Below are 1,057 nucleotides of genomic sequence, written 5' to 3' on the forward strand. Positions count from 1 at the left end.
TCTAACCATGGCCAAAGAAAAAGCTAAGCTACAACATTTAAAACAAAACGAAGTATTTCTTGAAGGTTCTATAGAAGCGCTACAAGCAGAGAATGAACGTCTGCGTATGGAAAATGACTATTTAAAAAAGTTGAATGCCTTAGTTCAAAAGAAGAAAACATCACAGACCAAGACAAAGCGCAATTGATTTATGAATTAAGGCATAAATATAAGGTCGTTGACCTTGTGAAAGTCGCTAATATCGCTCGTAGTACGTATTATTACTGGATGAAACAAGCGAAACGTCCAGATAAATATAAGAAAGTTAAAGAATTAATTAAAGAGATTTTTAGTGAGAATTTTGGGAGGTATGGTTATCGTCGTATTACATTGGAATTACGTAATCGAGGCCATGCATTAAATCATAAAACCGTTCGACGTTTAATGAATATCCTGGGATTAAAATGTCTTGTTCGATTAAAAAAATATCGTTCATATAAAGGGACTGTCGGGAAATTCGCTCCTAATATTTTAAAACGTAATTTTCACGCATCAAAACCAAACGAGAAATGGGTAACAGATGTGACGGAGTTCCACTTACATGGTAAAAAACTATATCTATCACCCATTTTAGACTTATATAACGGAGAAATTATAGCTTACAATATAGAACATAGACCTGCCTATTCCCTTGTTTCTAAAATGTTAAATAAGGCGTTTCAATGTTTGAATGATAAGGAAACTCCTATTTTACACTCGGATCAAGGTTGGCATTATCAAATGCGACAATATCATCAGTCGCTTAAAAAACATAACGTTATCCAAAGTATGTCCCGTAAGGGAAATTGCTTAGATAATGCAGTCATGGAAAATTTCTTTGGCTTATTAAAGTCTGAATTACTTTATCTTAAAGAGTTTGAAAGTATGGAACAATTTAAGCAAGAACTAGAAACTTATATTCATTACTACAATCACAAAAGAATTAAAACAAAACTAAAAGGATTGTCCCCTGTGCAATACAGAGTTCAATCCTTAGTAGCTGCTTAATATATTTGTCTAATTTTTTGGGTTCAGTTCA

The 1,057-nt window shown here is 32.8% G+C and carries 1 pseudogene; it reads left to right on the top strand.

Annotated features, from left to right (window positions below):
• Positions 1–1,026, top strand: a pseudogene (locus tag ACQGSG_RS29160) (IS3-like element ISBth167 family transposase); the annotation flags it as partial.
• Positions 1,027–1,057 lie beyond the last annotated feature (31 nt).

This window comes from Bacillus sp. GMa5/1 (assembly GCF_050172015.1).
In the GTDB taxonomy this organism is placed as follows: domain Bacteria; phylum Bacillota; class Bacilli; order Bacillales; family Bacillaceae_G; genus Bacillus_A; species Bacillus_A cereus.